The organism is Paenibacillus massiliensis subsp. panacisoli DSM 21345, from assembly GCF_000426545.1.
GTDB classification, from domain to species: Bacteria; Bacillota; Bacilli; order Paenibacillales; family Paenibacillaceae; genus Paenibacillus; species Paenibacillus panacisoli.
This window is the reverse complement of record NZ_AUFO01000007.1, coordinates 32,104-58,345: the sequence shown is the minus strand read 5'-3', so window position 1 is coordinate 58,345 and position 26,242 is coordinate 32,104. Positions and strand designations below refer to the sequence as shown.

Sequence of the window (26,242 nt, the reverse complement as noted above, 5' to 3'; positions counted from 1 at the left end):
AAGCGAGTATTTTGGAAGGAGTTCAATTAACGAATGCTGTCTATTGAAAAACAGATCCTTTTCCTGCTGACAAAAAAGCGTTGTATGCATACCAAGGAATTGGTTCAAATCTATACCAAGCGTGGTTATAAGGAACAGTCGATCCGTAACGTTTTATCACGAATGAAGAAAGAAAAGTATATTCAGGCGGAGGAGCGTTCTCTGTATTCCATTGTAGACAAAGGGGAGCAGTTCTTATCCTTCGTGAATCGGAAGCCATGGCAATACGATGTGGATTGGAATCAAAAGTGGTGTTTTGTACATTTTGAGGTACCGGAGCATGAGAGGGTAAAAAGAGACCAATTCCGCTTACATCTACTACAGCTTGGATTTGGTCAACTGTACAAAGGTGTCTATGTCTCGCCTTGGGATTATAGCAAGCAGCTTCTGCCCTGGATTCATGCGTCCTCGATGAATGAATACGTCACGATCTCTGAAGCAGCGATGCTATTTGGAGACATTACCCCTGAGCGGGCAACTAAAATCTGGCCACTAGGAGATATTCATCACCTGTACCAAGAGAAGTGGCATTGGTACCAGGCCGAGTTCCTGCCGGCTTTGAATCAGGAGATCAGGGGTGGGATGGACCCGCTCGAGCTATTTGTTCTTTATCTGCACATTGGAGAGGTTATTAGCGAGCTCAGCCTTAGAGACCCGATGCTCCCGATTGCTCTGCTTCCAGAGGATTGGATGGGACGCCGTGTAATTGCCGAGTTGTATCGTTCATTTCAGTCGTTTGCTACTCTCATTCCCAGTTCTTCGGATTATTATCAATTTCTTGTGTGAATAATAAAAGGCCGACCAGGGTACACCTGCTCGGCCTTGTTGCTTACATTTCTCCTGCCTTAGACGCGAATATCCAGCTGCTGACCCAGATTCGGGTGGGGTACACTCTGGATCATTTCTGCTAATTGCTGACCCTGCTGCTCTGCCATGTTCTTAGACACGGACAGCATTTTCAGACTGGCTGCTTGAGCAAGTGAGCCCTGGCTCATGGCCATGGATAAAGCTCCAATATCCATCGTGTACACCTCCTTCCATTGAGAGTAGTGTTGTACATGTGTATATATCGGTTATGGTCTGCAAATCTTGTAATTACCAGCATTTGTATGCCGTATGGCAAGACAAGGCAAAAACTTTGGTTAAGCATAACGCTGCATGCAAATACTTCTCGTATACACAAGTACGGGAGGAGAGTTATGGAGGCTCACGATAAGCAGACATATAATAATCAACACAATAAAGGATTGTCGGTGTGGCATTTGACGATGCTGGCGCTGGGAACCGTGGTCGGTGGGTCTTTCTTTCTGGGATCATCTGTTGCTATTCGCGCAGCAGGACCGTCGGTGCTACTCGCGTATATCCTTGGCGGAATTCTCGTGTATTTCATTCTCTCTGCGTTGTCTGAAATGACCGTGGGGCAACCAGCAGCAGGGTCATTCCGTAGCTATGCAGAGCAGGCTTTCGGAAAGGGGGCAGGCTTCATTGTAGGCTGGGTCTATTGGAGTGGACTGGTGCTTGCGATGTCTAGCGAAGCTACGGCAGCTTCGATTCTCCTGCAAGGCTGGTACCCTGGGATTTCGCTACCACTAGTCGGAGCGCTAATCATTATCACTGTCACCTTGTTGAACCTGCTGGGTGCGAAGCGGCTCAGTCAGCTGGAGAGTGGGCTTGCGGCGGTGAAGCTGGCGGCCATAATGGGCTTCGTCGTCGTAGCTGGAATTCTGGTCGCGGTGACCTTTTCGGGACAGCAACGTCCATTGGGCGTAGATGAGCTGGCCCATGGCGCGTGGCTGCCTGGTGGGATTCGTGGGGTTGCCGGTAGCATGCTGATGGTCATGTTCACCTATGCGGGCTTTGAGGTGCTTGGTCTGGCAGCCTCCGAGACGACTCGGCCGGACATTATCGTTCCGAAGGCGATCCGGTATACGTTGATTACGTTGGTAACCTTGTATTTGCTAGCGATGGTCTCTTTGTTCATGCTGATGCCGCCACAGCGGATATCGGAGCATATTAGCCCATTCGTGTCCGCGCTTCAAGTCTATGGTCTCGGTTGGGCTGGCACAGTCATGAACATTGTGCTCGTCTCTGCGATTCTCTCGACGATGCTGGCTTCCGTGTTTGGCTTAGGCAGGATGCTGCGCTCACTGGCAGAGGAAGGGCACACACCACGCTGGATGAAGGACCGATCTGATATCCCTTATCGCGGGATTCTCATCTCCGGTAGTGGCATGCTGGCTGCACTTGGCTTTGGGTTGCTCCTGCCGCAAAGCGTTTACTTGTTTCTGGTCAGTTCAGGCGGCTTCGCCCTGTTATTCTCATATGTCATGATGCTGCTAAGTCACTACAGATTACGTCTCAGGAACAGAGGCCCTCTGGCTGCCTCCCAACCAATGCGCGGGTTCCCGTATACCTCGTGGATCGCGATTGCAGGTCTGCTTGTCATTATCGTGAGTATGCCACTGATTCCGGGGCAGGGAGGAGGCTTGATAGCAGGTTTGTCGTTCATGGCCTTGTTCACTGCGATATATCTATCTCGCGCACTGCTGCAGCGTAGGCGGCTCACAGCCGGCAGTAGCGTGGAAGCCATAACGCTGCGGTCCAAGCTGCAAGGTCCAGTTCCTGCTCCAGCCTATACTCCAGTGTCAGCAGAGCTGGCTGAAGAGCTGACTCCAGTCCGACAGGTAGGGAGTGAACGGAATGGACGAAAGGGATCAAGCAAGGAGACTTATGATGCGAATATGCATCACCCCATAGTGGAGGAGTCCGAGTCGTCGCACTCTGCAAAGGCTCAACAGGAGCAGGAAAGGCCTGACAAGCCTTAATATACTTGATCCACAAGCCAATGTAAGCAGAGCGGGTAGCGAAAATTAAGTGGGTATATGAGATACGTAGGTAGGAAATATGCAAGTATAGAGGAGTGAAGAACACTGTGTGCGATGCGGCATACAGTGTTTTTATTTTGACTAAAAATGTAAAACTTTTACTTTTTTTGAGCTGAAACTATGGATGCGAGGAATGGTTTGTGTTAAGATGTTGAAAGGAAAATAATTCCTTTCTTAACCGGCGCATTGGACAACTTCCGTGGATAGGGATAATTCCGCAGGAAGCAACAGATCGTTCAGTCGCATCATGTTCCTGGCATGCTGAAGGAAGTGAGGTGATGATGAGCATTCATTTCTTATTTTCTCAGAGGTTGAACAAATTCATCCACTATGAAAAAGGAGGGATTGTCATGTCGAGGCTAAGAAAGGGTCGCAAATGGGGAACGATGGTGCTGGCGACGGCACTATTAGGCTCTTCATTTATGTTAGCGCTTCCAAATTCGCTGGAGGCGGCACCTAGTGAATCCTATGCGTGGAAAAGTGTAGTCACAGGTGGAGGTGGCGGGTTTATTCCAGGCATTATTTTTAATGAAAGCGAAAAGGATCTGATCTATGCACGAACTGACATAGGAGGCGCCTATCGCTGGAATCCCAGTGACGAAAGCTGGATACCGCTAACCGATTGGGTCGGATTCGAGGACTGGAACAAAAATGGGGTCGATGCGCTAGCCACGGACCCTGTCGATCCTGATCGGGTATACATGGCTGTGGGGACGTACACGAATGATTGGGACCCCGATAATGGATATATATTGCGCTCTACAGATCGAGGGAATACCTGGGCAGAGACACAGCTTCCGTTCAAGGTAGGCGGCAATATGCCTGGACGGTCGATGGGAGAGCGGCTGGCTGTTGATCCCAATAAGAATAATATTTTGTACTTTGGAGCACGTAGCGGCAATGGATTATGGAAGAGCAGTGATTATGGAGCGACATGGACGCAAGTAAATGCTTTCCCGAATCCGGGCACCTATATTGAGGTTCCTGGGGACTCCTATCAGGGTGACATCGTGGGCTTATCCTGGATTACCTTCGACAAGACCTCAAGTGCGCCGGGCACTGCTACTCAGACGATATATGTTGGTGTCGCAGATAAGAGCAATAATGTGTTCCGCAGCACAGACGGGGGCGTGACATGGACCGCAATTCCGGGCCAGCCTGCAGGCTATATACCGCACCATGGTGTGCTGTCCGCGAACGGTGACTTGTATATCAGCTACATTGACGGAGCGGGACCGTATCGTGGGGAGAAAGGGGCGGTATGGAAGTTGGATACAGCCACAGGTGTCTGGACAGACGTCAGCCCACTCAAATCGAATGATCCTGATCTGCACTTTGGATTCGGCGGCCTGACTGTGGATGCACAGAACCCTGACACCGTGATGGTCGCTTCGTTGAATGCCTGGTGGCCCGATGAACAGATCTATCGGAGCACTAACGGCGGAGAGACATGGAGCCCAATCTGGGAATGGGACGGGTATCCAAGCCGCAAGCTCAAGTACAAGCAAGATATATCAGCGGCTCCTTGGCTTGACTTTGGCTCGCATCCTGCTCCACCGGAGACTACACCTAAGCTCGGCTGGATGATCGGTGATCTGGAGATTGACCCGTTCGATAGTGATCGGATGATGTATGGAACCGGGGCTACACTATACGGAAGTGACAATGTCACCAATTGGGACGAGCCTAATGGCAAAATAGACATTTCAGTTATGGCCAAGGGGATAGAGGAGACGTACGTTCGAGATTTGATCAGTCCGCCTACGGGGGCCCCGTTAATCAGTGCCTTGGCTGATATCAGCGGATTTAGGCATACTCAACTGGATGCAGTGCCGACCAGAATGCACTTGAATCCCTCTAACTCATTCAGTCTGGATTATGCTGAACTGGACCCTGGCTTTGTCGTAAGAGCTGGAGGAGTGGATGCCAATTATCCGACTGCCAAAATCTTTGGTCTCTCCCGTGACGGAGGAGCGAACTGGTACACTGCCAACCATCCTCAGACCAAGGAAGGCGGAGGCACAGTAGCCTTGGCTGCGGATGGAGAGGCTATCGTCTGGAGTCTTGCTGAAGGCGTGTACTACACAACAAATTCAGGTAACTCGTGGACGCTCAGCACGGGTATTCCAGCAGGTGCCAAGGTAGCTTCGGATCGGGTGAATCCGGATAAATTCTATGGCTTCTCGGCTGGGACCTTCTATGTAAGTAACAACGGGGGAGCTACCTTCACAGCGACAGCGGCAACGGGATTACCGGCCAGCGGTGACCTGGACTTCAAGGCCATGCCAGGACGTGAAGGGGATATCTGGCTAGCAGGAGGCTCGAGGGACGGATTGTACGGATTATGGCATTCGACGGATTCGGGAGCCAGCTTCACCAAGCTCTCCAATGTGCAGGAGGCTAATGTGGTAGGCTTTGGTAAGGCAGCGCCAGGTCAGGATTACATGGCAATCTATACAAGCGCCAAGGTCGATGATGTGCGCGGTGTGTTCCGCTCGGATGATGCTGGCGCAAGCTGGGTTCGTATTAACGATGATGCACATCAATATGCATCTATAAATGTAGCCATTACAGGCGATCCGAGAATCTATGGACGCGTATATCTGGGCACGAACGGGCGGGGGATTCTATATGCCGATCCGACGAATACGCCGCAGCTGCCAGGGCAATCGGCATCCATTACTCCACAAAGCGCAACCTTCGATCTCAATCCCGAGGTGGCGGGCGATGTGAAGGTTACTATCACACCTAATGGGAATACACTGACTGATGTTCGCAGCGGTGCAGCCACACTTGTCGAAGGCCGTGATTACACCGTTGTCGGCTCGACAGTCACGATCTTGAAGGACTATCTGGCCGAATTGACGAAGGGGAACCATGCACTGGTCTTCCATTTCAGCAGTGGCAATCCTGCTACGTTGACCTTAAATGTACTGGACTCAACGCCAACTACCCCGCTTCCCGATGGGGCGCTGAAGGTGGCAGCCTACAATGGAACGACAGCACCTGCTTCCAACACACTGAATCCGAGGATTCGTCTAACGAACACAGGAAGTGAGCCTATGGCGCTGTCGGATGTCACTCTGCGTTATTACTATACAGCTAACGGAGAGCAGGGACAGCAGATCTTCTTCGACTGGTCTACTGTCGGGGCAGAACATCTGAAAGGAAGCTTCAAGAAGGTAACCCAGCCTTCCGTCACGGCAGATACCTACGCCGAGATTGGCTTTGGAGCAGGAGCAGGTACCCTGTCTGCAGGCCAAAGTCTGGACATTCAAGTGCGCATCGTGAAGAACGACTGGAGTAACTATAATCAGGCTGATGATTATTCTTTCAACTCTTCAGCAACCGCTTACATCGAGCGTCCGGAGATTCCGGTCTATGTGGCTGGGCAGCTAATTTGGGGTAGAGAGCCTAAATGATCGTCAAACATGTGGGCTGAGCAACTGAGTGAATGAGCCGGGTCATGAACTTGGCATGTCGACTAAGCATGTGAGCTTAGCATATGAACTGGAGGCAAGAACTGAGCATTTGAATTTAGTGTCTGACAACCCATAACCGGATAGCTTTACTAAATTTATAAGTGATTCGCAGCAAGCGATAGTTAACCCCAGTTGTGGGATGACTGTCGCTTGCTGACATGTGAGTTTGTGGAAGGGAGAATCCTGGGGTGCCGCTTGAGCTCAGTCCCGGCTTGCCTCATACAGCTTATGTGCAAGATAGGTAGGGTGGACGAAGGCTGATGTCATATGGTCACCTTTGCCAACAATAAGGCGGTATTGACCAAGATGACTGCTCTGTGAGGGATGGAACCCGAAAGGCGTCTGCGGTAGTGCTATGTCGGACGTCAAAAAGAGATAGCTCTTGGGGATCATCCCTAGCTGATAAAAGGTCTTGAGCTCTAGTGGTTCAAAAAGAGGTCCGCCCGGCTCAGGCTTAACCTTCCTGTAGATATCTTTGGCCTGCCGCAAGGTGGCTGTGTTCACAAAGGTGTCTCGGAAGACGGGAAAGGGCAGATTGATCGTATGGTTGCCGGAGGCGTCCAGCAGCTGTTGGAATGCTTGCCGCAGTGGTGCCGGGAATTGCTCGGCCACACTTTGCCCGTCAGGCACGACGAAGGCATCCCAGAAGACCAGACGCTGAATTCGCTCAGGTACCTGCTCGGCCACCTTTTGAATGACAGATCCCCCAAAGCTGTGACCGACGAGTATAAAATGCTTGAGACGTTTGTCCTTAATATATTTGACGACAGAGTCAGCGATTTGATCGTGAGTAACGCGGGGGTTATAGAGGCTGCCATGGCCAGCGTATTCAGGAGCATAGACAGTATGTCCTTGCTTGCGTAGAGCTTCAGCCGTCCGATCCCAGAAAGCAGCATCTGCCCATGCTCCATGGACGAGAACAAAGGTAAGTGCTTGCTGCTTCTGTGGCTTATGTGTATTGTGCATTTCGGTTGCAGCTAACCCTTCCGGTTGCATTGCGGTGTTTCCCTCTGCCAAATGAGTATTGGAAAAGGGATTAACTTTGCTAGCGTCCACAGCTATGGCAGTTATAGCAGTGGAAGCAGTTGCAGCAGCGCTAGTTGCTCCTACAGGACATGTAGTGCTTATGCTAATCATTCCAGCCAATACTAGTGAACTCAGGATATATAGGGACCTTCTCATTCATTGAACCTCCTCATTATGGGCCAGTGGGGTCGAGCAGCTATTGGCTCTCAACCTGTCAACTGTGGTTCAATTCATTATTTGGATTTTCAGGTGTTTTTATGTGATGCTCTCAAGCGAAGCTTCCTCCCAGTAAAAGACATAAAGAAACCCAGAATCCACCCGCCAAAGCATACCGTTAATATCGTCCCCAGCCCAATAGGACCATGAAGTAGCAAAGCGAGAGATAGGAATAGAATATACACCAACGTTCGGGATAGCTGTATGTTCGTGTGAAGCAGCTTTTGAAGATTCAGGGTTAGTCGATCCACAGGGATTGGAGCCATGCGGGTAACCAAATATATTGCAGTGCCGAGTCCTGTGATAACTAGACCAGCGGCAAAGCACAGCAGCTGGTTAATCCACAGGCTCCATGGGTCAGGGGTAAGTATCTTCTCCAATCCCCATAGCCACATATCAATCCCGAGCCCTGTCAGAAAAGCACTCAGCAGTCCTAGTATTTCTGGCCTCCGTCTTTCCAGCCATGCATTGAATGCGATCAAAATAATAGCAATAATTAATTCCCAACTGCCTACCGTAAGTCCCACCTCTTGAGATAACCCAACAAGTAGCGCATCAAAGGGTGAGGCTCCCAGATTGGATTGAATGGTGAGAGAAACCCCAAGCGTAAGGATCATTATGCCGATTACAAACCAGATATATCGTAAGGTGCCTGCTCTACGCATATGTAGGGGAGAGCGTCTTCGTCATCAGCACGTGAGGAATACCGTCCTCCATGAAGACATCCGATGCTGTCCGATATCCTAGCTTCTGGTAGAAGCCTTCGGCCTGGGTCTGTCCATGGAGCTTCACCTGGGAGAGACCTTGTTCTCGCACCACTTCCTCCAGTGCCTGAATGATCACCTTGCCAAGTCCATACTTGCGATAGGAGGAAAGGATACAGATACGCTCCAGCTTCCCCGTCCCGTCTACTTGCCGGACTCGGCCTGTTCCTACCGGAAGCAGTTCATGATATACCAATACATGCTCACATGAGCCATCCAATACATCGAACTCGTCAAATTCGTCCTCCAGGGGAACGCCTTGTTCAAGGACAAATACTTCCTTGCGAATGTTCATCACACGCTGCAGATCAAAGTCCTCTGTTATTCTCTTCACATTCACTTCGTGTTCATCCACTCTGGATTTAGTACGCGCACCACGTCATAATAAAACTAGGTTGCAAGAAGAGTATATACGAAATGATTATTGTTGTAAATGCAACAAAAAACAAGGGGTGTGTGTATGCCAGAAATTCTCCGTGAAATCGGAATGATCGCAAGAGCATTAGACTCAATCAGCAATATTGAATTCAAGGAGTTTGAGTTAACCAAAGGACAGTACCTATATCTCGTGCGAATATGTGAGAACCCTGGAACGATTCAGGAGAAGGTAGCAGAGATGCTCAAGGTGGATCGTACGACAGCGGCTCGTGCCATAGCTAAGCTGGAGCTGCAAGGCTTCATTGAGAAGAGGGATGATGATAAGAATAAGAAGATCAAAAAGCTCTATCCCACGGAGAAGGGGACAAGTCTCTATCCTGTTTTGCGAAGAGAAGGGGAATATTCCAATAGCACGGCGCTTGCAGGCCTTTCCGAGGAAGAGACCCAGACGATTTATCGACTGCTGAAGCAGGTTCGGCATAACGTTGAGGTTGAATGGGAACATGTGAAAAAGGGGAACAAGCGGGAATATTAAGCGCTGCCGGAGGAGTCCCATGTCACAATGAAAAACCTGTGCTTCTGCTACAATGTTAGGGGAATGTGATAAACAGGGTGTATTCATGAGAAGGGGAAATATACATATGATAAAGATCAGGCCGTTAACAGAAGCTGATCTGGAACAGCATCTTCAATTATGCTATACGCTGGATCAGGAGAGCGAATTCATGCTGCTGGAGCCTGATGAGCGAACGACTTCAGTCGAGCAGCATCGATTCATCAACCAGCCATTGCTGGATGCTGAGCATTCAACCATTCTTGTAGCGGAGGACGAAGGGCGTCTGGTAGGTCATCTAGTTGCACGGGGCAGTGAATTGGCGCAGATTCGTCATAGTGCCTATCTGGTTATCGGTGTATTGCGTGAATACTCGAGCCAAGGGCTAGGCAGAGGAACTCCATTCGCATTCGTGGACAACACGTGGATGAATATTATATGGCTCGTATTTTTGTGGAGTAGGAGGTCTTGCTATGAAGTTTGCTCTCGTGCTGTTTGATGGGGTTACTTTCCTGGATTTCATAGGGTTTTATGATGTGATCACAAAATTACGGCATTTTGACATCACGAGGGACGCAACCTTTGATATTTGTGCCCGCCATACAGAGGTTCGTGATGAGCTCGGCCTTACCATCAAGATCGACAACGTCAATCCTGATCTGTCAGAATATGATGCTGTATTCATTCCGGGTGGAATGGGTACACGCCAATTGCGGTATGATGAGGAGTTTGTAGCTTCGCTGAGGAAGGCCGAGCACGCGCAATATCTGATCTCTGTCTGTACAGGCTCTCTGCTGCTCGGGGCAGCTGGACTACTTCAGGATATTAAGGCAACTACCCATCCGCTGCAATATGCGTTGCTCGAACCCTATGTAAGCGAGGTTGTGCAGGCTAGAATCGTACAGGATGGGGGCGTAATCACAGCTGGCGGTGTATCCACCTCGATTGACCTTGGACTGTATATGGTTGAGTTAATACTGGGTAAGGAAGCGAAGGAGCAGGTGAAGCGAGGCATTGATTATCCCTACGAGACACAGGGAATTGTTGTAGAAGAAGCATGAACGATATTGAAAACAACAGCAGGAGAGAATTCGTTGCAACAACAATCTCCTGCTGTTGCGAATGACGTAGCCTACAACGAATCATGGTTAGCTATTGAGCTAAGGAGCTCCTCAATGAATTACAGCCCTGTGTTATCCTTCAGCTGCCAGCTGGTCTAGCTTGTGATATTTCCTGCCTGCTTGAGCCGCTTGGCGATTTCGTTGAATTCGTCCTTGGATATACCGGGGGCAAATTCTTCTTCCACTGCTGGAGCCTCTGGAATGGGAGCACCTGCTGGAACACCATGCACGACCTCCAATGTGGAGCCATCCTCAGGATGAGTACCTTTCCAGATCTGATCAATCGTTGTAAAATCCTTGTCACTCCACGTATACAGCTTCGTGTGTGTCCCTTTGTCCTCATACTTGCGTGCTTCATTGAAGGCTTTGTTGTTCAATGAGGGAATAGGCACCAGCTTTGTAACGTTGACCCCGGTAGCCACTTCAAGTGCCTTGGCATAAGCCACGACGTGAACGCCGCCACGGACCAGCAGGTAGCCGATTACTTCACGGGCCGCTGGATGGTCTGTCATCTCGTATACTTTCATCTTGTGGGTTCTGGCTCCGCATTCCAGGAAGAAGTTGTGGAGCAAATCCTCCACAAGGTTACCGCTATTGAAGACATAAGTACCGTTCCACGGGTTGCCCATTGAATCGACAGGCAAGGCTCCTTGGCCTCCGGCTAAGTAGTGGTAGGATAAGCGAGCATCCTTTACGCCGTCCAGCGGTGAGCGGTCGGGGTCCTGAAGGAAGGTAGATCCTTGCAGACATTTATTTATCGCGTGAGAGACAAGCTCGACATGGCCCAATTCCTCCGCGGTAATACTCATGATCAGATCATAGAAAGGTCTTAACTTTTCTTTGGAGCGGAAGTTGAACGACTGGAAGAGGTAGTTGTTCAGAGTCGACATTTCACCGAATTTCCCGCCAAGAAGCTCCTGTACCGCAGCAGCAGCATTAGGGTCTGGCTTTCCGACATTAGGAATTTCAATTGCAATCTCATCCATACGTTTGAACATCTTTGTGTAGCCTCCTTGTAGTTCTTTAATGAATTGGACTAATGCTTAACCAATTAGACGCAGCGCTCATCATCCAGTTCAATCTGGCGTAACAGCTATCAGAGCAACGAGGATATACTTGTACATATACGTTATTTGGAAATTCGAATCAGGTTTTTCCAATAAGAGAGGGTAATTTACACCAAATCTTCAAAATTTTGAACCAGAGATGCGAATGTCTTTACAACACTTCCTGGTGGAGAATGAAGACAGCGAAGTCCAAAATTACGATCTATGGAGCAGCCTGCATTTCATGCAGGGACGTATGCGCCATGAAGTGAGGGTGGATAATAACTGTCGATTGGGTGAGGTGTCGCGCGTGACCTTCTTTAAGCTTTTCCCGAATAAAGAAGATATACTCTTCTATTTTATGTGTTGAACTATTTTAAGCAGACTTTCTGATGACACAGTAGTACGGAGCTTTGTAACACAACAAAATCCAGGGCTTAGCCCTGGATTTGCTACATTACAGCCCATATATTTCAGTTCGTTATGCTTTGCAATGGTGATTATCATCAAATCATCCACAAAGGTGCCTACAAGTAGGTGCACTATGAATAGAAGGAGTTATTTTTGCAGGTTCAATCTAGTTGTTGCTGTATGAGTCTACTTGGAAGGTAATAATCTTGTCGTAGATTAAGTAATCTTTGCGGCTTGTAAAAGGTCAAACGCCATTCATCGTGATGCAATGAATGGCGTCAGAGTCGTTTCTCTTGATGTCTTCTGAAATAAAATCAGAATAGGGGAAGCTGGTCCAGATTATTGGTCGGATCTCCGTCAGCATCACCGCGGATATAGGCATCCCCGTCTTTTCCCTTGAATACGTTGACCCCAGCGATGGTACCATTCTGAACCTCCAGCAGTGCTTGCTGATAATCCAATACGCGCCCGCCTGAGGTCTGAAATGCAGTCAGATCACCGTCACCGTTTTTTTGTACAGCGACGAAGGTCTCGCGCGTATTGGTGTTTGATTGGAGTGGCTGCATGGACTGTGTGGTTTGAATAGGTTGATTAAGTTGATTAAGTTGATTAGGTTGGTTAGATTGGTTAGATTGCATGAGTCGAACAACTCCTTATCTTTTATAAGCTGATCTTGGCTATGCGTATCGTCCCCATATCGAAGGGGGACTATACCAAGTTCATTGAGTCCATCGGGCACACCAACTCACCAACTCACCAACTCACCAAACCAGCAAACCAGCAAACCAGCAAACCAGCAAACCAGCAAACCACCAAACCACCAAACCACCAAACCACCAAACCACCATAGGGTTTGTCGCTTCTCGATAATAGGCAAATCTAGTAGGATGTCTTGAGCCAGTTCTGCTTATCCCATGACACCTTTCCTGCACCTGCTCCGTTATTGCCGCTAAGCAGAGTCTTCAGCCCAGCAGGGTCCTCCGGACTGTAGCTGTAAGGCAGTGAGGAGATGCCTGACCACGAGAAGGGGATTACCGTTGCTGGTATAGGTGCTAATGGGCTGTTAGCCGTCTCGCTGCCTCCACGGAATGTCTGGCCGTTAAAGGTGTAGATGGTATCTACAGCCTTAATCTTGCCAGTGTATGTGGCATTCGATGCATTTTTCTGATTGTTGCGTAGCGGATACTGAATGCCAATGAGCTGTGATTTCTCGACAAGTACAGCTCCACCTTCGGTAGAGATTGCCCCGTTACTGGTAACGCCAAATTTATATCCTTTGGAGGAGATGGCACTTGCCATCGCAGGAGTAATGATCTTGCTCGCCTGCTCTGCAGCGGAGCTATCTGCAACGACATTGTACACGTGTGCATTTCCGCCGCGAAGACGAGGCAAGCGATCCTGCAGGTCTACATAATAATTATGATGCAGTGTAATGCTCAGATCAGGGTTATCTGACGCTAGCTCATTGGCACCGACGAGATGTCCTTTTTTCTGGGAGCTAGCCACGGCAATGATATCATTCTTGCTCAGACCAACAGCGCTGCTACGCAGATAATCGTACATGGGGTATGCGGAGCGATTGGCTTCCAAAGCGTTAATCTGCTGGGTTACCCAGCTATTAGAGGAACGGTCGTCCCCTTTGAAGAGGGACCACGACACAGTTACACCAGACGTTCCTTTTTTGGAATCAACTAACCCGTCGTAGGCTTTGTTGAAGGTACAGTGATCAATCCATACCTTGTCGCTCTCTTCCACTGTGACATAGTCCCAGTCGTTCTTGTCATAATCACCCTTGCTGGACTCGTCCCATTCCCAGAGCTCATCGAATTCAAGGTTCCTGATGATGACGTTGGAACTCCGTTTGATCGTGAAGGCAGCATGCTTGATCTTGGAGCCGTTCGCAGAGAAGATGGTCAGTCCATCGAAGCCATCAATGGTTACCTTACTGACTCCGGTCTGCAGCAGCACAGGATGGGTGAGAGGAGAGTTATGTGCAGCAAAAGGTGACTTTTTGGCATCGGTCGGCAGTTCATTCCAGCCCAGATTGAGGTCGTTCATAATCTCTACAACCTTGACGCCGGAGTTCTTCTTCAAAGCTGCAGCCAAATCTGAGGCCGTATACACTTTTTTATACAGCGTCGTATTGCTCTCGGCGACGATCCCGCCCCCGGTATTCCCGCTTGAGAAGCCCTTCAGATCATAGACGCTGTTGGCCCCGGCGAGAGTCAGGCTACTGGCATACACGTCCGATGTAACTCCATTAACGGCAGGAGAAATGTTAACGTTTTCAGAAATGGCATCTTCAGCACCGACTGGCAGCACTACACTAAGAGATAAGACGGCAGCAAGGGCAGACGCGATCAGCATGTTCCAATAGTTTTTCTTCATGTACGTACCTCATTTCATAGAGATTAAAAGAAGAAGGACGATCAGCCATCACAGATGGATTACCCCATCATTTGATGGATTGGCATAAGCATGCTCTGGTTGCAGCTGTATAAGCTGTGAACACGATCAATTCCGGACACCCCTCCTGTCGCCCTCAAGATATAGACCGTCTTATCTCGGTGCAAGACTTAGGCTGCTAACGTTCATGGCAACATCATATAGCAAAATCCCCAAGAATTGCAAGCGCTTTCTATGACTTATATTTACATTTTTCGAAGTTGCATATTCTGTGTGATTCAGCTGTAAATAAGCGCATATTAAATCAATCTGGTAGCCGATATACTTAGTAGACTTGTAATGTAAGCATGAGAAATGAGGATGGTGGATATGACAAATAAAGACGCGTCAAACAGCCTAGAGCATATGCTGAGCTCCTTAGCGGCAACTTTGCCATTGGTGCAGAGACTGATTCCTTCGGATGTAATGTTTGCCCTAACGGATCAAGAGAAATTTATATATTATCTGCCCGGAGAAAAGTTGGACATAGGCCTCAAGCTTGGGGCCCCGATTCCACCAACGGGAGGTATTCGAAAGGCTCTGGATACGAATAGTATGATTACAGTCAGTGTACCGGAGGAGGTCTACGGCTATCCCTTCAAATCGATATCCATGCCCCTCCATAATGAACACCAGCAATGTTTCGGTATTTTGACGATGGGAATCAGTCTGCACAACCAGTTAACGCTTGAAGGAGCCGCTGAGAAGCTGGCCGATAGCTCATCTGAAATTCGGGAATTGTCGGATGGCATAGCAGGAGCAGCCAATACACTGATGTCAGAAGTACATGTGCTGAATGAGCTGGGAGGTCAGGTGCTCACGGAGCTGGAGCGGGCTGACAGCATGCTTCGCTTCATTCGCAGTATCGCCGATAATTCACGTCTGCTCGGCATTAATGCAGCGATTGAGGCTGCCCATGCAGGAGAAGCTGGGAGAGGCTTCGGGATTGTGGCGAAGGAGATTCGTACGATGGCAGACTCAAGTAGTACTACGTCCAGTGAGGTGGAGGAGATGCTGACTTCTATTCATAGTCACATCCATGAGCTACGAGTCAAGCTCACTGCTTGCTCGGAGCTGAGCGGGAATCAGGCCGCAGGAACAGAGGAGATCGCTGCTTCGATGCAGCAGCTTGCAGCCTACGCCGAGAATATACGGGACATTGCCAAACGAATCTAAGTGGCAATTTTCTTAAATCCATCAAGCAACATTCATTCAACAATATATATGATTTGAAATGGTTCTAATTGTCTGTATATTGCATTTATAGTGTTACTAATCGAACTATGAAGAATGCAGATCTACATGAAATCACATTGTGGCTATATGCAACATATGCATATGGGAAAATGACGATGATGATGCTTCTTCGTTTTGTTTTATTTTTGCAGACACGGTATGGAACTGAAAACAGGCCCTCCGCTGGTATAGAGCGAAGCGCCTGTTTGTTTAGGGCGGTCTCAATAGAGATCTGAAAGCTTAGTGGTACTCGTAATTATACGTTCGTAGGCTTCTTGGGACCCTGTTCAACCTCCAGAATATCCAGCAGGAACATGAAGATCGGGATACCGATAATCAGTCCCCAGATGCCTAAATAATGCTCGGAGAAGATCAGAATCAAGAACGTGTAGAACATTGGCAGCTTAGTCTTATGGGCGTATAGTCGCGGATTCAGGAAGTACGTCTCTAGCGCGTGTACTGCCATGATCATGACGAAAGTCCAGACCACTAGCATGAAGCCGCCCACCTGAAAACCGATAATGCTGATCGGAATCAGAGAAATGATAACCCCTGCTACGGGAATCAGACTCAGCAGGAATACCATAATCGTCAATGCGAACAAATATGGATAGCCGAACAGCCACAACCCGATCATCGTGAACACGGTATTGAAGAGGGCAATCATCAGCTGAACCTCGATTACTTTACCGAAAGAGGAAGTAAATCGTTGCCCGAAATATGCAAATTCCTTATAAGCCCAGCTAATTTTACTAGTACGGAATTTCTCGGTAAACTGGACGATCGTCTTTCTTTGCAGTAGATAGAAGAAGCTGAGAATAATAACGATCAGGATAATCTGCAGCCATTTACCGAGAGTAGTGATATAGGCTATGGCATTCCCAAGATAAGCTTGATAGTTAATATCGCCCTTCTCCAGGAGACTGATCAGATACCGTATGATCTCGTTATTGTGCGGTGTGTCCAGAAAATGACTAATGCTGCCAATGACGGCGATCAGCTGCGTAACCAGCTTGGGCATGTAATTGAATATCCCGTAAAGCAGCCCACCGACTAGCAGCAAATACAGGAAGATAATAACTAGCACCGGTGAGACGGGGAATAAACGACTGAGCTTCCGTGTGACAAGCTCCTGAAGGCGCCCCATGACGAATGTCACCAGAAAGAGCAAGAGTAGCAGGCTGAGCATATGCCTCAGGCTGACTAAGAGCAGCACGACCAGCAGAAGGAATAATATTCTGCGGACCACTGCATTGGCAAAAAATACGCGCAACGTTTCCATAATGTGTTACTTCCCCCGTTTGCAAAAGACTGATCTCACGAGCTAACAGCTCGGAGCGATCCACAGCTAATACCTATGGATAATGACGCATGATGGCTCTTGTGAGAGACACCCTGTCATTCTGACATGGGTACAATGTCTTGGTCATTGACTCATGTGTTGACGCATGACATATGTATAGGACAGCTACATCTAAGTATATACGATTTCTGTAACCGAACAGTTTCCATTTTACCTCAAGACTTGTTCTATGTATATGAGCAGGCGGATGAATCATCCCTTACAAAATCATATTATCGGTAGTGTGTGCTCGGATTATGAGCGAATAACAGCTTCGTAAATCGAATCATGTGTTCTGAGTCTTCTAGTGGATTGGATCAGGGGGCTGAGCCGAGCTGCTCGGATAATAAAAAACAAGGCAGTCTCCCCGGTAGAAGGACCTACCAAGGGCACTGCCTTACTGCGTTATTGTTAGAGTTACCTGGGAATTGATCTATAACTGTTGGATCTATAAGTGTTGATTTATAAGAACTGTTCTATAAATGTTGTTCTATGTGATGAGGGATGAATAGTCTGTCGCCCATGTATGGTACTTAATTAGTGGAGGTACCCGTAGTAGAGCCCGAGCCTGTGTTCGATTTAGAATCCGAGCTTGCGTCATCGCCTTGAGATCTTGTTCTTCCACCACCAGGCCCGCCTTGGCCGCCGCCCATGCCGCCAGGGCCACCCATACCGCTGCGAGCTTCTGTGACTCCAGACTCGTTCAACCAGGTTACATTTCCTGATGCGGTAAACGAGACTACTTTGGTGCCGCCACTGTAAGTACCGCCACTATACAGTCCATCCTTTGCTGTTCCTGTGGAGGTACCACCAGAATAGAGAACATAGGAGCCGTCGGCCTTAAGCTCTGGTGAGCTAATGACGATGGATTGATAGTTTTTAGCCGGGGCGAAGGTCAGGATCGAGTTGCCGCTGTTGTCCTCCAGATGCACCAGTGTGCCCGCTTGCTGCTGCTCGGTAAAGGTCATCGAAATGGCATTCTGGCTGGAAGTATCAGAGATAGCTTGCGCCATGCCCGAGCTTCCGGCTGCTACCAGATATCCACCGCTCATCTCGAAGCTACCATCGTAATCCAGAGCGCCATTACCATTGGAGGTAGGACCGTTGACAATGACGGTACCGCCTGTCATGTAGATGGAGCCGTTCGAATCCAGGCCATCACCATCGGCATTCACTGTCAATGTGCCGCCGTGAATATAGAGCGCATCATTGGTCGCCTGTCCCGGTCCACCAGGTCTGCTCATGGAAGAGGTGGAAGTGCTAGCTGAAGCAGATACATTACTGGTCGTTGCTAAGCTATCTGTACTTGTGTCTGTCACTAGATCTTCGGCGCCAGCTGCGTTAACACCATCATCGGAGGCTGTAATCCGTACATCACCACCATTGAGGGTGATGATCGAGGCCTCCAGCCCCTCATAGCTTTGTGTTACTTTAATGGTTCCACCATTAATGGTGAGCGCTGCATCGGCATGAAGTCCATCATCACCGGTAGCGAGGCTGAGCTGTCCGTCATTCACGGTCAGGCTACTATTGCTGTGCAATGCATCGTCCTTGGCATCAATGGTGAAGGAGCCGCCGTGAATCATCAGATCCGTGCCTGCCTTGAGGCCCTTCGCGCTGGTGCTTTCTGTGTCTTCCGTTGTCACCGTTGTACCTGTAGTGCTGCTGTCTGTTGCTGTTCCAGCCTGACTATTGCTGTCGGGAGTAGAGTTGTCTGGGAGCCCCTCGGGAGGAGTGCCATCAGAAGGAGCACCTTCTGGAGGCGTGCCCATTTCCGGTGGAGTCATACCGCTATCTCCAAAGTCACTACCACCAAATCCATCTCGGCCCCCAGGCATTTGCTCTGTTTTCACCTCTGCATTGGCGCTGCCTCCACCTGTGACTAGCTGATATGTTCCATCTTCGATCACAAGCACTGTCTCAGCCTGGATGGCATCATGAGCGCTTTGGATATGATAGGTACCTGCCTGAAGAGCGACGAAGCCTTTGTCTGCTTCGGTGTCATTGGTGGACTTGATCCCGTCATTCTCTGCCTCAATAGTAAAGGTACCGGCTTGAATCGCCACGAGATCCTTGCCCTTAATACCATTATTGGCTGCCTTCACGTTGAACTCTCCGCTGACGATTCGCAGCTCATCCTTGCTCGTGATCCCGTCATTGTAGTTTGCTGTCACATTCAGCTTGCCCGTTCCATTGAAGGTTAGATCTGCCTTACTGAAGATCGCGGCATCCGGCTCGTCTGTTGCAGCATCAGCATACACATATTTAGCACCGTCAGTGACTGTATTTACTGTGCCATCCGCAAGTGTAATGATGGCTTTGCCCGCTTTTTGCACGAAGATTCCGGCGCTATCCTCATTGTGTATGGTCACTCCGTTCAGGACGAGCTGTACCGTGCCTTTGTCAGCGACATTGACGAGAATCTGTCCGTCACGCAGCTCCCCCTTTAGCACATAGGTACCAGCCTCGGTGATCGTTACTTGTCCACCCTCAGCGCTTGCTCCGTTGCCGGAGATCGAGGCAGTCGTACCATTCATGGTGATGGTTGTTGCCTCACTGGCTGACCAGGTAGCTGTCTGATCCGCTGTATCGAAGCTCACGAGACTTGCGAAGGTAGCCTGCTTCGCCTGGCTAGAGCTGGCCACCGCCGCGGCACTTACTTGAGAGGCTGCTACGCCGGAGGTCGTAGTTGCGGAAGTGCCTGTTGGCCCTCCGCAAGCGGTAACCAAAGCGGTAATCATCACAATCGACCAAAGTTTGCTGCCTGCAATTATTTTCTTCATCATGGATCATCCTTTCAGAAATGAACTAGTGATTTGGAGCAATACATGCGATCCGGGTTAAACATTACATTTATCAATGGATAAGACTCGTTGATTAAGACTCACTTGGATACAATCAATGGATCAATGAATTAGTACTCAGCCATCGGTGTCGGATTCATCGTGAGTGAGAGGTCCAGATTCCCGTTACGACAGCGAATCGCGTCCAGGAATTCCTTCTGGTTCGTAGCTGGATGGAGCGTGACTGCATACACCAGCTCATACAGACTGCCGAGCTCGGTTGTCTTGATTTTGCGCAGCTCATAGCCGACATTGTACTGCTTGAACACTTCATCGAGCGCTTCTTCATAGCTGAGATTCTCCGGTATGGTCACCTTCAGCAGCTTCTGCTGGTGCTTGCGGGCACCAAAGTTCACTTTGCTCAGGACGAACATCAGCACACATAGAATCAGAGTGAATAGTACGGCGTATTCAAAAGCACCGACACCACAAGCCAGACCAGCTGCCATCGTGAACAGGACATAGGCAATATCCTTCGGATCACCAGGTGCGCTTCGGAAACGAATGATAGAGAAGGCTCCAGCCAGACTGAATGCTCGTGCAATATTGCTGCCAATGAGCAGAATGATGATGGCGACGATGACAGGCAGAATGACCATGGTTAAGGTAAAGCTTTGCGAGTGGGCCCCTGTATTAGTCTTCATGTAGGTCAAGCTGATGATGGCGCCTAATAGAATGGCAATGCAGATCGTTAATATGGATGTTCCCAGCGTCAGGGTGGAATCACTCACGGTTGAGTTAAATAAAGTATCAAGCATATAGAACACGCTCCATTTCTCTTGGGTTATGCGGGATATGCAGATCTGTCTCTGCCTGACTGCCATTGCGCAGCATTTTCTTATACTCATTGCCATACTTGGAGAAGCTCGTCCGGTACAATCCGTGATCGGAGAGCATTCGGGAGAGCCATAGTGGAACAGTCTTCTCGGCCTTGACCTCCATCAGCCAGCGTCCGTCTTCTACAAGGGGAGCTCCATAATCGCCATCCTCCAATTTGAGGTCGAAGCGGCGACTGCGTATGTTGGTGTCGAAGGTGATACGCAGATCACGACTGCTCTTATCGAACAGGGCTTTACGCTCATAAGCCAGATAGACCTTGGGCTCCAGGTTGTACAAGCTTAGAAAATACTTGATCTCCTCCACAACCTGAGGGTTCATGTAATCAGCCAGTTGCGGAGCAGTCCCGGTTCTGACGAATTCATACGCCTCATTTAGCTTCAAGGCAGTTCTGCGCTTGTTCACCAATCCGAACACCTTCTTCTTGATCTCCAGGTACACCTTCGCATTGTCGGCAGGCACTCCGTAGGCTCGCAGACGCAGCTTTTCCTTGTATTTGGGCTTGGAGAGGCTGGTGCGAATCAAGGTGTTGCTGGGAGTATCAAAGTACAGATTACTGATAGAGTAGAACTCATGCTGCTTGTTGTAATCATCCAGCTCCATATACTGAAGCAGGTCGGTCAGTAATCTCTGATATGCGGTGTAGTCGAGCAGATACTTGCTTTCATAGCGGTTGAACACTTCAATAGCCATATGTAGTCAATCCTTTCTAAATGGAAGTTGGTAGGTCAGGGATCACCCCAAGTGATGCACTTGCTTGAGTTGCCTGTGGTGAATTGCATCTGTGCTGTGCGTTTGTGTTGTGATGCTGTCTTGCTTTGATATCTGTATCTTAGAGGTCGAACCTTTAATGAATCTTAAATATGTTTACATAGCGTCAATGTTTTTTACCTTCATCTAATAAAAGCTATTAATCCTCCTTTAACAGATCCTTGTGATACTCTGATGCTTCCATACGAATAAATGGAACAGCCCGCTCAACACAATCGAAATTAGAACAAAAGCAAAAAAGTAGATAAGCGGATTAGCAAATTAAGCAAATAAACAGAAAGATATATTAACTTATCGAAGCTAGGAACATAGGTACATCATTAAGGTATTTTCAAGGTTGCCTTGTTATAATGAATAGCAATACAGCAGGCGGTAATACAAAAGCCAGTAATACATTAAGTAGCAGGCCATTCACGAGGTGGACCAGGCATGAAAGGTCTTGTGATTCGTGCGAAGAAGATAATCGCCTCCAATAACCGTTGCGATAAATACAGACATAAAGGGTGACGAAGCATGAGAATATTGATAGCTGAGGATGAGCTGCATTTAGCAGAGGCGGTATCTCAGATCCTGAAGAAGAATAACTATTCGGTGGATATGGTACATGACGGCAGGGATGCGCTGGATTATGCACAGAGCGGCATTTATGATCTGCTGCTGCTGGACATCATGATGCCGAAGCTGGATGGCTTGACTGTACTGAAGACATTGCGGGCTAATGGAGAGCATACTCCAGTCATTCTGCTCACAGCCAAGGGAGAGCTCTCGGATAAGGTAAGCGGACTGGATTATGGGGCTGATGATTATATTGCTAAGCCATTCGCAACCGAAGAGTTGTTGGCCCGCATTCGTGCAGCCTTACGACGCAAGGGGGAGGTCATCCCGGAGGATGCCATGAAATTCGGGGATATTGAGCTGAACAAAACGCATCTCAAGCTGATGGTAGAAGGCAAGGAAATGAAGCTCAACCTCAAGGAGGGAGAGCTGCTGGAGCTGCTGATTACTCGCAAGCAGGCGGTTACCTCGAAGGAACAGATCATCGAGAAGCTGTGGGGGTTCGATTCGGAGGTGGAGTACAACAACGTAGAGGTCTATATTTCTTTTTTACGCAAAAAATTGACCTTCCTGCAGTCCCGTGTACGGATCAGTACCATTCGGGGTGTAGGTTATGTGCTTGAGGTGACGACTTAATGTTCAACAAGCTTAGAAATCGCTTCCTGCTTGTTAATCTGATCTTCATATCTGTCATGATGCTTGTATCATTCGCTACCATTTATATCATCACGTATCAGAACGTGTACCGGGACATTCGCATGGAGTTGTATCGTGTCTCGGATTTCTACCGAATGCCTGATGACCCTTCACATATGCCTGGGAGTGGAGGAGGAGCGAGAGAGCCTGGAAATCGCGGCGTGCAAGGTAATGTGGACAGTGGGACTGGTGCAGCTGATCAGCCAACGCGCCCAGCAGGGGGAAATGAATCTGGTGGTGGCATGCAGGGGGAGGGACCTCCACAGCGTTCTGTCTCCTTCATGATCCAGACCGATGTGGACCGACAGCAGACAAGTGTATCCTCCAAGCTGATCGACATGGAGGACTCCTTCTACACGGAAGCCCTTCAGGCTGCTATCAAGCAGGCGCGCAATGAGGGCCAATTCAAGCTAAATGGAAATGTGTGGATGTACACCTCGATGTCCAATGATGCAGGACATATGTATGTGTTCATGGATGTGACCTCCCGTCAGGGAATACTGAACAATCTGATCTATACCTTCACACTGGTAGGGTTGGTTATGCTAGTCGTGATTTATTTCCTGAGTCGGTATTTTGCCAATAGATCTATAGCGCCGGTGAAGGAAGCGTTCGAGAAGCAGAAGCAGTTCATTGCAGATGCCTCACATGAGCTCAAGACACCGCTTGCGGTGATTAACACGAATACGGATGTACTGCTTGCGAATTCCGAGGAGACGATTCAGTCTCAGGCGAAATGGCTGCATTACATCAAGTCCGAGACGGAGCGGATGGCCAAGCTGACGAATGATCTGCTGTATCTGACGGAGATGGAGCATTCGCGGCCTGATCTCATTCAGACGACCTTCAACATAAGTGAGGCGGTAGAGAATATTGTTCTGACCATGGAAGCGGTCATGTTCGAGAAGGATATCCGGCTTGAATATGCCGTTGAGCCGAAGCTGACGGTGCATGGTAATCGTGAGCAGATCATACAGGTGGTTCTAATCCTGCTCGATAATGCTATCAAGTACTCGCAGTCGAAAGGGACGGTGGAGGTGTCGCTGGCCAAGCAGCATAATGACGTAGTTCTGGCTGTGACCAATAGCGGAGAAGGGATTGCACCGGAGCATCTGGAGCGAATATTTGATCGGTTCTATCGTACAGACGCCTCACGTAACCGCAAGCAAGGCGGATATGGACTGGGACTTGCGATCGCCCGATCTATCGTCAGACATCACAAGGGAGAGATTTATGCCAAAAGCTTGCTCGGAGAGGGAGCTACCTTTTACGTCAAGCTCTCTTGAGGTTATTGCTATATCGGCCTAACATAATCAAAAACGCGGACGGAAACAGAGAGGTAGGATAGACGATGAATGAATTATTTCGACAATGGCATAATCGCGCCATAACCCCTGAATATTATGAGTTCCTGCGAGAGCTGAATGAGGAAGAGGCACTGGAAGGACGGGAGGAGCCAGAATTCGACCAGCAGTGGGTAGCGGAGTTCGAGCGTCTGGAGAAGTCTCGTGAACAGCTGTCCGAGCAGGAGCTGGCTGCTATTCATTCTCTACGCGAGCAAGCCTTCAAGCAGTCTTATCGGGTCATGTCCAGTCCAGACGTCTCGGCCTATATTTCCGATGATCTGGAGCTCATCGCGATGAGCCTGCTGCTCGGAGAGACCTCATCATGGGCTCTACAAACGCTGAAGCTGTCCTATGACGAAGGCCAGTTCCCACCTCAAGAGATTTGAGTCCTCTGTACACCCCTGCCTTACACGGTAAGTGCTGGGAGATTCATTAGTGGACAGAATGAAGACATGAAATAGCGACAGTCAGGGACGAGAGAACAAAGTCCCGAACGGTCGCTATTTTCATTGAACCAGCGTGCTATATGAGCGCAATACAGAAGGATATAGACTTCATTCTTTACTGCTCAAGATGGTTGATACAGTTATGAATACTTTCTCTACGCCTTCCCGACAGTGGGCGAATAAAATACGTCACAATGCATATGCCGAATTTTGTCCCAAATAGCGGGATTGGTTATGTCCGGGGCCCGATCCTCCAGAATGGCCTGGTACAGAGCGGTCTTCTCTTCCAAGTGGGCTACGCGCTGCTTGGCTTCTTCAAGCTGAAGGAGTGCCGCTTCTCTTTGCTCCATCATGATTTCGAAGCGCTGCTTAATAGTGGCATCCCCTTCAATACAGAGATCAACGTACAACTTGATGACTTCGATCGGCATTCCGGATTGCTTGAGGCATTTGACACCATACAACCAGTTGATGGATTCTCCATCGAACAGGCGGATATTATTCTCATTGCGCTGTAAGCTTGGCACCAGCCCTTTATCTGTGTAAAAACGTACAGCATGCTCAGTGAGCCCCGTAATCCTTGCCGCTTCTTTGACAGTATGCATATGTAATCCTCCTTAATAAATATTCGATTGACTTAGTGTAACTCGAAGGTAATAAGCTTAGTGTAATGCAAAACGGCTGCAAGCGTAAATCACCTGCTGTGATGTCCGGTTCTAGTAAATTGTGGCCGTTTGTCATTATACATTTGAGCCATGGGAGGAAATACAATGCAAACAGTAACATTGAACAACGGTGTGAAAATGCCGATTATCGGCTTTGGTGTCTACCAGATTCCCGATGCGGAGGAGTGCGAGAACGCGGTATACGAAGCGTTGATGGCCGGTTACCGCCTGATCGACACCGCTGCTGGTTATCTGAATGAAGAGGCGGTGGGACGCGCGATTAAGCGTAGCGGTGTACCGCGTGAGGAGCTGTTCATTACGACCAAGCTCTGGATTCAGGATGCCGGCTATGAGAGTACCAAGCTGGCGTTCTCCAAATCCTTGAACAAGCTGCAGCTGGATTATCTGGATCTGTACCTGATACACCAGCCGTTCGGCGATTATTACGGTGCTTGGCGGGCTATGGAAGAGCTGTACCGTGAAGGCAAAATCAAGGCGATCGGTGTTAGTAACTTCCTTCCCGACCGTCTGATGGACCTCATCTTGCATAACGAAATCGTACCCGCCGTCAATCAGGTGGAAACGCACCCGTTCTACCAGCAGTATGAGAGCGGTGACTTTATGAAAGGGCAGGGAGTGCAGCATCAGTCTTGGGCACCGTTCGCTGAAGGGCTTCACAATATGTTCGGCAACGAGGTGCTAACCTCCATCGCAGCGAAGTACAACAAGTCCGTGGCCCAGGTCGTGTTGCGCTGGCTCGTTCAGCGTGATATCGTTGTGATCCCTAAATCGGTACGTAAGGAGCGAATCGTCGAAAACTTCAACATTTTCGATTTTGAATTGAGCGCGGACGATACTGAGCAGATTTCAGCACTCGATACGCGGGAAAGTCTTTTCTTTTCGCATCACGATCCGAAATTCGTCAAGATGCTGGGCACCTTGAGAGTGGATCTGTAACAACTTAGCTTGAACCGTTCACTTATCACGTGTTGACCACAGTTCTATAAAGAAGGGAAGGGCAGGATGGTCATGTTGATCATCTTTTGTCCTTTCTTTATTTCCGTAGGTTCTATTTCTTGGTTACATGTCATAGATATGGAATTGTAGCCCATGACCAGCAGGCCTGTTCATGCTCCCTG

Annotated in this window: 23 protein-coding genes; 11 read left to right on the top strand and 12 right to left on the bottom strand. The window is 48.9% G+C overall.

The features are described 5' to 3' along the window. The first annotated feature begins 33 nt into the window (after positions 1–33). A complete protein-coding gene (locus tag K331_RS0103445) occupies positions 34–825 on the top strand; it encodes a PaaX family transcriptional regulator C-terminal domain-containing protein (RefSeq protein ID WP_028589192.1) in 792 nt (263 codons plus the stop codon). Between the two features lie 59 nt (positions 826–884). On the opposite strand, the gene K331_RS31345 is transcribed toward K331_RS0103445, so the two are convergent. Beyond that, entirely contained in the window at positions 885–1,061 is a 177-nt protein-coding gene (locus tag K331_RS31345) for a YjfB family protein (RefSeq protein ID WP_018883150.1), read from the bottom strand. 177 nt (positions 1,062–1,238) lie between these two features. Here K331_RS31345 and K331_RS28860 point away from each other — a divergent pair, with 177 nt between their 5' ends. Both K331_RS28860 and K331_RS0103430 read left to right on the top strand, forming a co-directional pair. Continuing rightward, the gene (locus K331_RS28860; protein ID WP_028589191.1) at positions 1,239–2,864 is read left to right on the top strand and encodes an amino acid permease; all 1,626 of its coding nucleotides are present in this window, start codon (positions 1,239–1,241) and stop codon (positions 2,862–2,864) included. 410 nt (positions 2,865–3,274) lie between these two features. Further along, positions 3,275–6,346: a X2-like carbohydrate binding domain-containing protein gene (locus tag K331_RS0103430; RefSeq protein ID WP_028589190.1), complete on the top strand. Its 3,072-nt coding sequence runs from the start codon at positions 3,275–3,277 to the stop codon at positions 6,344–6,346. Between the two features lie 261 nt (positions 6,347–6,607). Here K331_RS0103430 and K331_RS0103425 read toward each other — a convergent pair whose 3' ends face one another. From K331_RS0103425 to K331_RS0103415, 3 genes are all read right to left on the bottom strand, one after another. After that, on the bottom strand, positions 6,608–7,402 hold the full coding sequence (locus tag K331_RS0103425; protein ID WP_226383527.1) for an alpha/beta fold hydrolase: 795 nt from the start codon (positions 7,400–7,402) through the stop codon (positions 6,608–6,610). A 275-nt stretch (positions 7,403–7,677) separates the two neighbouring features. Further along, positions 7,678–8,313, bottom strand: a complete 636-nt coding sequence (locus K331_RS28855; RefSeq protein WP_051289599.1) for a YczE/YyaS/YitT family protein — start codon at positions 8,311–8,313, stop codon at positions 7,678–7,680. Next, on the bottom strand, positions 8,306–8,752 hold the full coding sequence (locus K331_RS0103415) for a GNAT family N-acetyltransferase (RefSeq protein WP_028589188.1): 447 nt from the start codon (positions 8,750–8,752) through the stop codon (positions 8,306–8,308). Before K331_RS0103415 ends, K331_RS28855 begins: the two co-directional genes overlap by 8 nt. A 120-nt stretch (positions 8,753–8,872) precedes the next feature. On the opposite strand from K331_RS0103415, the gene K331_RS0103410 reads away from it, so the two are divergent. From K331_RS0103410 to K331_RS0103400, 3 genes are all read left to right on the top strand, one after another. Beyond that, entirely contained in the window at positions 8,873–9,325 is a 453-nt protein-coding gene (locus tag K331_RS0103410) for a MarR family winged helix-turn-helix transcriptional regulator (protein WP_028589187.1), read from the top strand. A 106-nt stretch (positions 9,326–9,431) separates the two neighbouring features. Continuing rightward, positions 9,432–9,842, top strand: a complete 411-nt coding sequence (locus K331_RS28850) for a GNAT family N-acetyltransferase (RefSeq protein ID WP_051289597.1) — start codon at positions 9,432–9,434, stop codon at positions 9,840–9,842. Further along, positions 9,817–10,404: a DJ-1/PfpI family protein gene (locus K331_RS0103400; protein WP_028589186.1), complete on the top strand. Its 588-nt coding sequence runs from the start codon at positions 9,817–9,819 to the stop codon at positions 10,402–10,404. The genes K331_RS28850 and K331_RS0103400 overlap by 26 nt, the downstream gene beginning before the upstream one ends. Positions 10,405–10,559: 155 nt before the next feature. Here K331_RS0103400 and K331_RS0103390 read toward each other — a convergent pair whose 3' ends face one another. The 3 genes from K331_RS0103390 to K331_RS0103380 all read right to left on the bottom strand — a co-directional run bounded on the left by K331_RS0103390 (position 10,560) and on the right by K331_RS0103380 (position 14,309). Further along, positions 10,560–11,462: a manganese catalase family protein gene (locus K331_RS0103390; protein WP_028589185.1), complete on the bottom strand. Its 903-nt coding sequence runs from the start codon at positions 11,460–11,462 to the stop codon at positions 10,560–10,562. 773 nt (positions 11,463–12,235) lie between these two features. After that, positions 12,236–12,487, bottom strand: a complete 252-nt coding sequence (locus K331_RS0103385) for a DUF3892 domain-containing protein (RefSeq protein WP_028589184.1) — start codon at positions 12,485–12,487, stop codon at positions 12,236–12,238. A gap of 313 nt (positions 12,488–12,800) precedes the next feature. Further along, entirely contained in the window at positions 12,801–14,309 is a 1,509-nt protein-coding gene (locus K331_RS0103380) for a pectate lyase family protein (protein WP_028589183.1), read from the bottom strand. A 387-nt stretch (positions 14,310–14,696) separates the two neighbouring features. Here K331_RS0103380 and K331_RS0103375 point away from each other — a divergent pair, with 387 nt between their 5' ends. After that, on the top strand, positions 14,697–15,542 hold the full coding sequence (locus tag K331_RS0103375) for a methyl-accepting chemotaxis protein (protein WP_226383526.1): 846 nt from the start codon (positions 14,697–14,699) through the stop codon (positions 15,540–15,542). Between the two features lie 316 nt (positions 15,543–15,858). Here the strand turns inward: K331_RS0103375 and K331_RS0103370 are convergent, their stop codons facing one another. From K331_RS0103370 to K331_RS0103355, 4 genes are all read right to left on the bottom strand, one after another. Continuing rightward, a complete protein-coding gene (locus tag K331_RS0103370; RefSeq protein WP_018883136.1) occupies positions 15,859–16,884 on the bottom strand; it encodes an AI-2E family transporter in 1,026 nt (341 codons plus the stop codon). A gap of 593 nt (positions 16,885–17,477) precedes the next feature. Then, positions 17,478–19,730, bottom strand: a complete 2,253-nt coding sequence (locus K331_RS0103365; protein ID WP_226383525.1) for a carbohydrate-binding domain-containing protein — start codon at positions 19,728–19,730, stop codon at positions 17,478–17,480. Between the two features lie 128 nt (positions 19,731–19,858). Beyond that, a complete protein-coding gene (locus K331_RS0103360; RefSeq protein ID WP_028589180.1) occupies positions 19,859–20,545 on the bottom strand; it encodes a DUF4956 domain-containing protein in 687 nt (228 codons plus the stop codon). Next, the gene (locus tag K331_RS0103355) at positions 20,538–21,317 is read right to left on the bottom strand and encodes a polyphosphate polymerase domain-containing protein (RefSeq protein ID WP_028589179.1); all 780 of its coding nucleotides are present in this window, start codon (positions 21,315–21,317) and stop codon (positions 20,538–20,540) included. Before K331_RS0103355 ends, K331_RS0103360 begins: the two co-directional genes overlap by 8 nt. A gap of 591 nt (positions 21,318–21,908) precedes the next feature. Between K331_RS0103355 and K331_RS0103350 the strand changes: the two genes are divergently transcribed. The 3 genes from K331_RS0103350 to K331_RS28845 all read left to right on the top strand — a co-directional run bounded on the left by K331_RS0103350 (position 21,909) and on the right by K331_RS28845 (position 24,378). Then, positions 21,909–22,586, top strand: coding sequence for a response regulator transcription factor (locus K331_RS0103350; RefSeq protein ID WP_028589178.1), 678 nt, complete (start codon positions 21,909–21,911; stop codon positions 22,584–22,586). Further along, a complete protein-coding gene (locus tag K331_RS0103345) occupies positions 22,586–23,932 on the top strand; it encodes a sensor histidine kinase (RefSeq protein WP_028589177.1) in 1,347 nt (448 codons plus the stop codon). Before K331_RS0103350 ends, K331_RS0103345 begins: the two co-directional genes overlap by 1 nt. A gap of 65 nt (positions 23,933–23,997) precedes the next feature. Further along, positions 23,998–24,378 carry a hypothetical protein gene (locus K331_RS28845; RefSeq protein WP_051289595.1) on the top strand — a complete coding sequence of 127 codons (381 nt, stop codon included), beginning with the start codon at positions 23,998–24,000 and terminating at the stop codon, positions 24,376–24,378. Positions 24,379–24,593: 215 nt separating this feature from the next. Here K331_RS28845 and K331_RS0103335 read toward each other — a convergent pair whose 3' ends face one another. Continuing rightward, complete coding sequence (locus K331_RS0103335) at positions 24,594–25,043, bottom strand: MerR family transcriptional regulator (protein ID WP_028589176.1); 450 nt, start codon at positions 25,041–25,043, stop codon at positions 24,594–24,596. Between the two features lie 165 nt (positions 25,044–25,208). On the opposite strand from K331_RS0103335, the gene K331_RS0103330 reads away from it, so the two are divergent. Continuing rightward, positions 25,209–26,060: an aldo/keto reductase gene (locus K331_RS0103330; RefSeq protein ID WP_028589175.1), complete on the top strand. Its 852-nt coding sequence runs from the start codon at positions 25,209–25,211 to the stop codon at positions 26,058–26,060. Positions 26,061–26,242: the final 182 nt, after the last annotated feature.

What these genes read in the sequence shown, in the direction of transcription:
- K331_RS0103360 (WP_028589180.1), bottom strand. Translation starts at nt 20,545, where the DNA reads ATGCTTGATACTTTATTTAACTCAACCGTGAGTGATTCCACCCTGACG.
- K331_RS28860 (WP_028589191.1), top strand. Translation starts at nt 1,239, where the DNA reads ATGGAGGCTCACGATAAGCAGACATATAATAATCAACACAATAAAGGA.
- K331_RS28850 (WP_051289597.1), top strand. Translation starts at nt 9,432, where the DNA reads ATGATAAAGATCAGGCCGTTAACAGAAGCTGATCTGGAACAGCATCTT.
- K331_RS0103330 (WP_028589175.1), top strand. Translation starts at nt 25,209, where the DNA reads ATGCAAACAGTAACATTGAACAACGGTGTGAAAATGCCGATTATCGGC.
- K331_RS0103380 (WP_028589183.1), bottom strand. Translation starts at nt 14,309, where the DNA reads ATGAAGAAAAACTATTGGAACATGCTGATCGCGTCTGCCCTTGCTGCC.
- K331_RS0103425 (WP_226383527.1), bottom strand. Translation starts at nt 7,402, where the DNA reads ATGCAACCGGAAGGGTTAGCTGCAACCGAAATGCACAATACACATAAG.
- K331_RS28855 (WP_051289599.1), bottom strand. Translation starts at nt 8,313, where the DNA reads ATGCGTAGAGCAGGCACCTTACGATATATCTGGTTTGTAATCGGCATA.
- K331_RS0103355 (WP_028589179.1), bottom strand. Translation starts at nt 21,317, where the DNA reads ATGGCTATTGAAGTGTTCAACCGCTATGAAAGCAAGTATCTGCTCGAC.
- K331_RS0103345 (WP_028589177.1), top strand. Translation starts at nt 22,586, where the DNA reads ATGTTCAACAAGCTTAGAAATCGCTTCCTGCTTGTTAATCTGATCTTC.
- K331_RS0103375 (WP_226383526.1), top strand. Translation starts at nt 14,697, where the DNA reads ATGACAAATAAAGACGCGTCAAACAGCCTAGAGCATATGCTGAGCTCC.
- K331_RS0103400 (WP_028589186.1), top strand. Translation starts at nt 9,817, where the DNA reads ATGAAGTTTGCTCTCGTGCTGTTTGATGGGGTTACTTTCCTGGATTTC.
- K331_RS0103370 (WP_018883136.1), bottom strand. Translation starts at nt 16,884, where the DNA reads ATGGAAACGTTGCGCGTATTTTTTGCCAATGCAGTGGTCCGCAGAATA.
- K331_RS0103365 (WP_226383525.1), bottom strand. Translation starts at nt 19,730, where the DNA reads ATGATGAAGAAAATAATTGCAGGCAGCAAACTTTGGTCGATTGTGATG.
- K331_RS0103385 (WP_028589184.1), bottom strand. Translation starts at nt 12,487, where the DNA reads ATGCAGCCACTCCAATCAAACACCAATACGCGCGAGACCTTCGTCGCT.
- K331_RS31345 (WP_018883150.1), bottom strand. Translation starts at nt 1,061, where the DNA reads ATGGATATTGGAGCTTTATCCATGGCCATGAGCCAGGGCTCACTTGCT.
- K331_RS0103335 (WP_028589176.1), bottom strand. Translation starts at nt 25,043, where the DNA reads ATGCATACTGTCAAAGAAGCGGCAAGGATTACGGGGCTCACTGAGCAT.
- K331_RS28845 (WP_051289595.1), top strand. Translation starts at nt 23,998, where the DNA reads ATGAATGAATTATTTCGACAATGGCATAATCGCGCCATAACCCCTGAA.
- K331_RS0103410 (WP_028589187.1), top strand. Translation starts at nt 8,873, where the DNA reads ATGCCAGAAATTCTCCGTGAAATCGGAATGATCGCAAGAGCATTAGAC.
- K331_RS0103445 (WP_028589192.1), top strand. Translation starts at nt 34, where the DNA reads ATGCTGTCTATTGAAAAACAGATCCTTTTCCTGCTGACAAAAAAGCGT.
- K331_RS0103390 (WP_028589185.1), bottom strand. Translation starts at nt 11,462, where the DNA reads ATGTTCAAACGTATGGATGAGATTGCAATTGAAATTCCTAATGTCGGA.
- K331_RS0103430 (WP_028589190.1), top strand. Translation starts at nt 3,275, where the DNA reads ATGTCGAGGCTAAGAAAGGGTCGCAAATGGGGAACGATGGTGCTGGCG.
- K331_RS0103350 (WP_028589178.1), top strand. Translation starts at nt 21,909, where the DNA reads ATGAGAATATTGATAGCTGAGGATGAGCTGCATTTAGCAGAGGCGGTA.